The organism is Paenibacillus gorillae, assembly GCF_000513275.1.
Classification (GTDB): domain Bacteria; phylum Bacillota; class Bacilli; order Paenibacillales; family Paenibacillaceae; genus Pristimantibacillus; species Pristimantibacillus gorillae.
On the sequence record NZ_CBVJ010000110.1, the window covers coordinates 92,513 to 100,704 of the forward strand.

The 8,192-nt window shown below is 46.7% G+C and carries 7 protein-coding genes; 5 read left to right on the forward strand and 2 right to left on the reverse strand.

The annotated features are described in order from the left end of the window. Nucleotides 1–105: 105 nt before the first annotated feature. Entirely contained in the window at nucleotides 106–852 is a 747-nt protein-coding gene (locus TY10_RS21005) for a gluzincin family metallopeptidase (RefSeq protein WP_042167816.1), read from the reverse strand. A gap of 169 nt (nucleotides 853–1,021) precedes the next feature. On the opposite strand from TY10_RS21005, the gene TY10_RS21010 reads away from it, so the two are divergent. From TY10_RS21010 to TY10_RS21025, 4 genes are all read left to right on the forward strand, one after another. Beyond that, nucleotides 1,022–1,702: an AraC family transcriptional regulator gene (locus TY10_RS21010; RefSeq protein ID WP_042167817.1), complete on the forward strand. Its 681-nt coding sequence runs from the start codon at nucleotides 1,022–1,024 to the stop codon at nucleotides 1,700–1,702. A 4-nt stretch (nucleotides 1,703–1,706) separates the two neighbouring features. Then, nucleotides 1,707–2,399: an AraC family transcriptional regulator gene (locus TY10_RS21015; protein ID WP_081735398.1), complete on the forward strand. Its 693-nt coding sequence runs from the start codon at nucleotides 1,707–1,709 to the stop codon at nucleotides 2,397–2,399. A gap of 28 nt (nucleotides 2,400–2,427) precedes the next feature. Further along, the gene (locus TY10_RS21020) at nucleotides 2,428–2,661 is read left to right on the forward strand and encodes a hypothetical protein (RefSeq protein WP_042167821.1); all 234 of its coding nucleotides are present in this window, start codon (nucleotides 2,428–2,430) and stop codon (nucleotides 2,659–2,661) included. Nucleotides 2,662–2,782: 121 nt separating this feature from the next. Then, the gene (locus TY10_RS21025; protein WP_042167823.1) at nucleotides 2,783–3,769 is read left to right on the forward strand and encodes an ABC transporter substrate-binding protein; all 987 of its coding nucleotides are present in this window, start codon (nucleotides 2,783–2,785) and stop codon (nucleotides 3,767–3,769) included. A 66-nt stretch (nucleotides 3,770–3,835) separates the two neighbouring features. Here the strand turns inward: TY10_RS21025 and TY10_RS21030 are convergent, their stop codons facing one another. Continuing rightward, entirely contained in the window at nucleotides 3,836–4,291 is a 456-nt protein-coding gene (locus tag TY10_RS21030; protein WP_042167825.1) for a HEAT repeat domain-containing protein, read from the reverse strand. A 407-nt stretch (nucleotides 4,292–4,698) separates the two neighbouring features. On the opposite strand from TY10_RS21030, the gene TY10_RS21035 reads away from it, so the two are divergent. Beyond that, nucleotides 4,699–8,181 carry a discoidin domain-containing protein gene (locus TY10_RS21035; RefSeq protein ID WP_238327845.1) on the forward strand — a complete coding sequence of 1,161 codons (3,483 nt, stop codon included), beginning with the start codon at nucleotides 4,699–4,701 and terminating at the stop codon, nucleotides 8,179–8,181. The last annotated feature ends 11 nt before the right edge of the window (nucleotides 8,182–8,192 follow it).

Sequence of the window (8,192 nt, forward strand, 5' to 3'; positions counted from 1 at the left end):
GCCAATAAAAGAATAGTGAAAGACAGGCATGCGAAAACAGCAAAAAACCGCGTGGCATCAAGCCCTCGCGGTTTTTGTCGAAGCAGGAACAATTTTCTTTAACTATCAATCTCTATTAAGCAAATTGGTTCTCCATTGCTCATACAGCTCCTGAATGGACACGCCTTCTATTCGTTTTTTCTTAGGATTCCGAATCACTTCGTTCATGGTCTCCATGCCATAGACTTCAATTATATATTGAACCAGCATCCCGCTGTAGAAATAAGCATCCCCGCCCGCTTGGTCAAAATAATCGGAAGCGGCAAATTGTTCCCATGTTGGAAGGTCACCGAAGGTGCGCTTCTGCTGAAGCTCCTGCTCGAGCTGTTTGGAGGCATAATAGGCAAGCCCTTCATCCAGCCACTTCACCTTACCAATATCTGAATTAATCTGCTGAATAACGGCATGGACAAACTCGTGGACAATTTGGTCTGTATAGTGGGCCTGAACGATTGGCTCATTCAGATTCGAAGGCGTAAATACTTTAATGATTTTGTCGGAAGCATCATAGGTTCCTTCTGTTTCTCTGCCCATTACTCTCTGGAATTCTGGTTTATCGGTATATACATGAATCACGGTCTTATTCGAGGGCTGGAATTGGAACATTTCAGCAATTCTCTTATAATTCTCTTCAAACGCTGCCGCCAAAATCGAAATAGCAGGCTCTGTATTCTCTTGAGAATCCGGACTGTAGAATAAACCATGCTCCGTTTCCTGAACAAGGCTCGGCGTCTCTTCAACAGGTCTGCTGCATGCTGTTAATAGGAGCATGAGCACAAAAAACATATTTGAGATCCAACGCTTACGGTTCATAAGAGCCCCCTAATCAAAAGCTGGTGATTTTCCCTTTAATCATTAATTATATAATTTCACAGGAGACCCTGACTATCCTTCCTTCGGATTGCTGCATCATGAAATTGCGATGACAATGATGTTGGGCTAGAATGTTCCTTACCAGACCTAAAGGCGGTGAGCTTGCTGCATGTCTAACGGAAACAAACCTAAATATGATAAATATCACTCGCTCGACGGCATGTTTTTCAAACTTCGGGAGATGGAATTTATTAAACCCCATACGAAAGAGTGGGAATTAAGGCTGCAGTTTATCGAATCTCACATCATTCTAGCAACAACGAGCGGCCATGGATGGCTGACAATTGACGGCCAGTTTACCGAACTGCGGCAAGGCCATGTATACCTATGCAGATCCGGTCAGCTTATCGAAGCCGCTGCCTATTCATTGGATGAACGCGGATTATACATTCTGCGCTTCGATGTGATAGAGGACAACCCTGCCTCTGATGACACCACAACCGCTTTAAAACACAAAAGCCTTTTTCCGGTTCAAGGAGAAGTCATTCTCGCCTCTCCGATATCCGTTAATGCTTTATGTGAGAACATATTCCACAGCTTTCAAGATGAAGATCCATTAAAGCGATTCCGCACTCAGATCTCGTTTCATGAACTGCTGCATACCATCCTGCAAGAGTCCTTGCATGAATATGATAACGATGCTGAAGCCTCGCTGGATCACATTAAATCCTATATTGAGCAGCACTACCACCAAGACCTGACGATTGAGCATTTGGCCAAAGTGGCAGGAGTAAGCTCCCGGCATTTCATGCGTTTATTTAAAAAAAGGGTATGGCTGCGGGGCCATTGATTATTTGGCTATCTACCGGATTAAGGAAGCTCAGCGTTTAATGAGCACGGGTGGCCCTAATCGTCTTCAGGATATTGCCAGACATGTCGGTTATCAAGATGACATTTATTTCCGGCGTAAATTCAAGCAAATTACAGGGGTTCCACCGGCAGCGTTTATGAAAAACAGCAGACAAAAAATCGCTGCCTATCATTTTCCCAATATTGGACAGCTGCTCGCTCTTGAGATTACGCCTTGCGCCGCGCCTGCCGATCATCCCTGGACCGATTATTACAAAAGAAAATATCAATTGAATACCGTTTTGGCGCTAAGTGCCGATGAAGCGGAACGGCACCAGCAGCTTCAGCTCGCCAAACCAGATTTTATTATCGGTGTCGATATTCTTGTGTCTGCAGAGGAGCAAAATCGTCTCCGGGAAATCGCACCCGTATTTTTTGTACCTTGGCTGGAGCATGATTGGCGCGAACATCTGCGTCTCATCGCTAAGTTTTTGGACAAGTCAGCTTCTGCAGAAGCATGGCTCGGCAGTTACGAGCGGAAAGCGAAATTTGTAAGCGAAGAAGTAAAACAGACGTTGAAGGATGACCGTCTGCTCATTCTGCAAATTTCCGGGAATCTGTATCAGGTTCTGGGTGACAGAAGCTTGGGTGCCGATTTTTTACGAAGATTTACGAATCAGGGCTGCTGCTGGAATTGACCGCTTGAATCCTGCTCAAGAGATAAGCTTGAATCAATTGCCCGAATTTGAGGCAGATCGGCTTTTGATTATCGTAGGTAATGATGCTCTCTCGCAATCCAACTGGCGTGCACTGCTTAACTCCGAGATTTGGCGTGGTCTAACGGCCGTCATCAACAATCGGATCGACTTCCTTCCCGCGTATCCCTGGGTAGAATACACGGCTTTTACTTATGAGCTTCTGCTCGAAGAAGTGTTGAAGCTATGGCGGTATCGTGCATAAAATATTGTCCCTATCGTGTATATTCCAAAATAGCGAATTCAACTATACTCCTCATATGTGATAATGATTATCAGTTCAAGTATTCATTATTAAAATAGTATTTCAGGAGGAGCATCTGGGAATGAAACGTAACAAAAGCTGGATTACAAGTATCGTGATCGTACTGTTAGTCATGCTAAGCACTGCTTGCGCAGCTAATAATACAGAACCTAATGCCGCAAAGGAGAATGACGGCGGAACGAATGCGGGGGCTAAGGAAAAAGAAGAACGTGTCTTTTCAAGCCTAAAGGGAGATCTCACCATCCCTGTAGAGCCTCAAAGGGTTATCGGGTTATCGGTCGTTTATCCGGAATTTTTGTATGCGCTTGGCGTAACGCCCGTAGCTGTACAAAACTATCACGACGATTTCCCTTCCTACTTGCAGGAAGCATTTAAAGATACGTTAAAGATGGGCCTTGCTCAAACGCCAGATTTCGAAGCGATTCTCGACTCTCAGCCGGACCTTATTATTGCCCCTACTTGGTGGGCCGATAAAGATTACGACCAGCTGTCCAAAATCGCACCAACCGTGCTGTTGCCCCAGCGGGATAATTGGCGTGATGAGCTGCGGGATATTAGCGATGTCCTCGGCAAAAAAGAGCAAGCGGAAAAAGTAATTCAAGATTTGCAGACGAAGGAAAAAGAAGCGAAAGAGAAGCTCCACTCCATCGTTGGAGATGAGACCGTCCTATATATGATGGTTATGGATAAGGAAATTGTCATCTATGGGATTAACAGCGATCGCGGTATCTTCATCCACAAAGCATTAGATTTGCAGCCGATAGAAGATTTTCCGCAAACCGAGCTTAGCCTTTCCATTTCATTGGAGAAAATACCGGAATACAACCCGGATCATTTGATCCTGCAGTTGGATGATGAATCAAGTGAAGCGGTTCAGAACCGGTACAAAGAAATGGTGAACAGCTCCTTGTGGAAAAACATGACCGCGGTTCAGAACGACCATGTGTACGTCGTAGGAGGCAAGGAATGGTTTAGTCTAGGCATGTCTCCATTAGCGGATACCTATGCCATTGACGATATTGTGAAAGCTTTTGAAAGCAAAAAGTAAATGGAACAAGTATAAAACAAAGAGAGCGCAGGCCTATGCTGCGCTCTCTTTGTTGTTAGTCTGCTGCTATTTTCTGGACGGCGCTTCCCAAATCGCTTTCAGCCAAGCATCGAATTCGTCGCCTTTGTCGCCCTCATACGTATCGTAAATATCCGAACGCGTCTTTTGCAGTTTTTCCTTAAACTCTTCGAAGGTGTGGCCCTCCGGCAAGCTTTTCTTAATCCGCAGCAAAATTTTGTTTGTCCCTTTGAACAGCTCGCCTTTCGTTTTGGCAGGCATTTGCACCGCTTCACCAAGCTTCTTCAGACTGCGGTAAGCAGCTTCCCGTACTTGAAATACAGGATCGCCGGACAATGCGTGCTGCAGCAGCTTAATGGATGGATCAGTATCCATCTGGCTGAGCTCATTTACAGCGTTCAATCGGTCGCGCCAGCTTCCTTTGCGATTAACTGCTTTTTTCAGCTCCTCGAAAATGTCCGGTTGTTGTTCATTAACGTCTTCAACATTATGGTTACTCAACATTTAATCTCCTTAATCATTGCCGCACCCGGCAAATGATGAATTGAATTTCGTACTGATGCGATCTATTATAGCATGAACCTGACGAAACATTGCATGCGATCATAAGTTTTCTCCATTCATAATAATACACATAATCATCGTAGCATTACATCTTTAGGTAAAAATGTAAGCGTTTTATACTGAGTTCATAAGTCCGTTCACAACTACAAGATAGCGCCATGATGAAGCGTGAATCCGTAAACCAATATTTGCTAAATATTGGTTTTGTTGCATTGTGCGATATGGCGATATCGATTGAATGAGACTGTTACCCTTAAAGAGAGGAGGCGTTAGAAAAAAGCATCACAGGCTTGCTCATAATGTAAGCGCATTAATTCTTGGTTAAAACAATGACTAGGAGGATGTTTATGTTTTTAATGAGGCAATCCAAACGCAATCCAATCGTTATTTGGTTTCTGGCGGCGGTGATTCTGCTGTCACAGCTCACGCTGTACCCTTCGCACTCTTCTGCGGCAGGCGGACCTAACCTCGCAACAGGCAAAACGGTGACAGCCAGCGGACATGCAGATGTCTATGTAGCAAGCAATGTAAATGACAGCAACCAGGGTACCTATTGGGAAAGTACGAACAATGCTTTTCCGCAATGGCTTCAAATCGATCTTGGCGCAAGCACAAATATTGATCAAATCGTACTGAAGCTGCCTACAGGCTGGGGAACACGTACGCAAACATTGTCTGTACAAGGCAGCACTAACGGCTCGACGTTTTCTGATATTGTAGGCTCTGCAAACTACGTATTTAATCCGTCGATCAGCAGCAACTCGGTGACGATCAACTTCGCCGCCACGAATACCCGCTATGTTCGTCTGAACTTTACGGCTAACAATGGCTGGCCAGCCGGTCAGATTTCCGAGTTCGAAATCTACGGCGCTACAGTAACACCTACGCCAACACCAACACCAACACCTACTCCTACACCTACTCCAACGCCTACTCCAACAGCTACACCAACAGCTACACCAACACCTACTCCAACACCTACTCCAACAGCTACACCTACACCGACTCCTACACCAACCGCCACACCAACAGCTACACCTCCAACTGGCAGCAATCTGGCGATTGGCAAAGCTATTACCGCATCTTCCTCTACCTTCACATTCGTAGCCACTAATGCCAATGACGGCAGCACGGCTACATACTGGGAAGGCGGAAGCAATCCAAGCACACTCACTGTTGATCTGGGCTCCAACCACAATCTGACTTCCATCGTTCTCAAGCTGAATCCGGGGAATGATTGGAGCACTCGCACACAAACGATTCAAGTGCTGGGTAGCGATCAGAACTCATCCACCTTCAATAACATCGTTTCCGCTCAATCGTATACGTTCAATCCGGCAACTGGAAACTCGGTAACAATTCCGGTTACAGCAACAGCTAAGCAAGTAAGGCTGAACATTACAACGAACTCCGGCGCTCCTGCAGGCCAAGTAGCTGAATTCCAAATCTACGGAACTCCTGCTCCGAATCCGGATTTGACGATTACTGGCTTGTCCTGGACACCAGCCTCTCCGATTGAGACCGATCCGATTACGCTGAGTGCAACGGTAGCCAACATCGGTACTGCAAGCTCTGCTGCAACGACCGTTAATTTCTATCTCGGCACACAGCTTGCCGGCTCTGCTCCAGTAGGCGCATTGGCAGCTGGCGCAACGTCCACAGTATCGCTGAATATCGGCCCTAAAAATGCTGCGACCTATGCAGTAAGCGCTAAAGTCGACGAAAGCAATGTGGTAGTTGAGCAGAACGAGAGCAACAACAGCTACACAAGTGCAACATCGCTCACAGTGGCTGCGGTATCCAGCTCTGACTTGGTTACTGCGGCTTCTTGGAATCCAAGCAATCCAAGCGCAGGCAATACTGTTACCTTCACTGTCAATTTGAAAAATGAAGGAAACATCGCATCTGCGGGCGGCGCTCATCCTATTACGCTCGTACTCAAGAATGGTGCTGGCGCAACCATTACAACATTGAACGGCTCCTACAGCGGCTCCCTTGCAGCCGGAGCTTCCGCTAATGTCGTACTTGGAACTTGGACGGCAGTTAATGGCAGCTACACGGTAACGACAAGCGTTGCAGCTGACGCCAACGAAGTCGTCATTAAGCAAGCGAATAATACAAGTACAACCAACCTGTACTCCGGTCGCGGCGCTAATATGCCATTCACAATTCTGGAGGCTGAAGCATCCTCCAATACGACTAACGGAACGAAGCTGGCTCCTAACTTCAAGCCTGGCGACTTTGCAGGCGAAGCTTCCGGCCGTTCGGCAGTTAAACTCGATGCAACAGGTCAATATGTAGAGTTCACACTCACATCCGCTGCCAACGCATTTGTCCTGCGGAATGCGATCGCTGACAATACGTCGGGAACAATCAGTATTTATGCAGACGGAGTGAGCAAAGGCAAGTTCAACGTAACATCCAAATTCTCTTATGTATATGCTACACCTAGCACGCTTGGCCGTCTTGGCTATGACAACTCACCAGGAGCAGGGCTTACAGCTTACTGGCTGTATGAGGATTCCCAGCTGCTGCTTGACCAAGTCTACCCTGCCGGAACGAAGATTAAAATCCAGAAGGATGCTGGAGACGTGCCTTGGATCTACGTCGATATGATCGAGACGGAGAATGTCGCTCCTGCTGCGACGAATCCGGACCCTAGCAAATACGTCCAGGTTTCCGCTACGAAATCGATCGAGCAAGCACTTAATGAATTCAGACAGGATGCAACGAAAAAAGGGATCTTCATCCCAGCCGGCGAATGGACGATTAACAATAAAATCTTCCTCTATGGCCGTGCAACTGAAATCATTGGTGCTGGCCCATGGCACACCAAGCTGGTAGCGCCGCAAAATCAAAGCAATACAGACGTAGGCTTCAACATTAGTTCGGCTGCTAATGGTTCCACAATTAAAGATCTGTCCGCATGGGGCAACTATGTATACCGTACTGACGGACCTGGTAAATTCATCGACGGCAACGGTATGCAAAATGTAACAGTTCAGAACGTTTGGGTTGAGCACTTCATCTGCTTGTACTGGGGTGTAAACTCTTCCTACAATACGTTCAAAGACAACCGGATTAAAAATACGTTTGCAGACGGCATCAATATGACAAACGGTTCTTCCTATAACGTCATCGACAACAACTATTCCAGAGGAGCTGGAGATGACGCATTCGCTTTGTTCAGCGCAATCGATTCTGGCGGCTCGTACAATGTCGGCAATAAGTTCACCAACCTGACAGCTACCAACGTCAGACGTGCAGCCGCTTTTGCAGTATACGGCGGTTCCGATAACCTGTACCAGAACCTGTACGGAGCAGATACGCTGACTTATCCGGGCATCACAATCAGCAGCTTGAGCTTTGGTTATAACACATTAGGATTCGGCGATAAGGATACCGTCATCGACGGCGTCACGCTGGACCGGACTGGCGGAGATTTCTGGACCAGCGTCGGTGCAGACGATAAAATCAACGAATACCAAAACTTTGGCGCGATCTGGTTCTTCGGAGGAGACAGAACGTTCAAGAACATTTTGGTTAAAAACGTGGATATCAACAACCCTGTTTACTTCGGATTGATGTTCCAAACCAAATCGCCGGAAAATCTGTCGATGCAAAACGTTCGCGTTGAGAACGTCAACATCAACAACCCGACCCGCTATGGCATTAAGCTCGTCGTCAGCGCCGAGAGCGGTCAAGGACCGGCTCGCGGTTCAGCAAGCTTTACGAATGTAAAAGTAAACAACCCTGGCGTTGCAGCCATCTATGGCGAAAGCGGCAGCCCGAACTTCACTGTAAACAGAGTTTCGGGGAATAACTGGTAATCTGTAACAAT

Coding starts and splice junctions, on each gene's coding strand:
- TY10_RS21005 (WP_042167816.1), bottom strand. CDS start 852: ATGAACCGTAAGCGTTGGATCTCAAATATGTTTTTTGTGCTCATGCTC.
- TY10_RS21010 (WP_042167817.1), top strand. CDS start 1,022: ATGTCTAACGGAAACAAACCTAAATATGATAAATATCACTCGCTCGAC.
- TY10_RS21025 (WP_042167823.1), top strand. CDS start 2,783: ATGAAACGTAACAAAAGCTGGATTACAAGTATCGTGATCGTACTGTTA.
- TY10_RS21030 (WP_042167825.1), bottom strand. CDS start 4,291: ATGTTGAGTAACCATAATGTTGAAGACGTTAATGAACAACAACCGGAC.
- TY10_RS21035 (WP_238327845.1), top strand. CDS start 4,699: ATGTTTTTAATGAGGCAATCCAAACGCAATCCAATCGTTATTTGGTTT.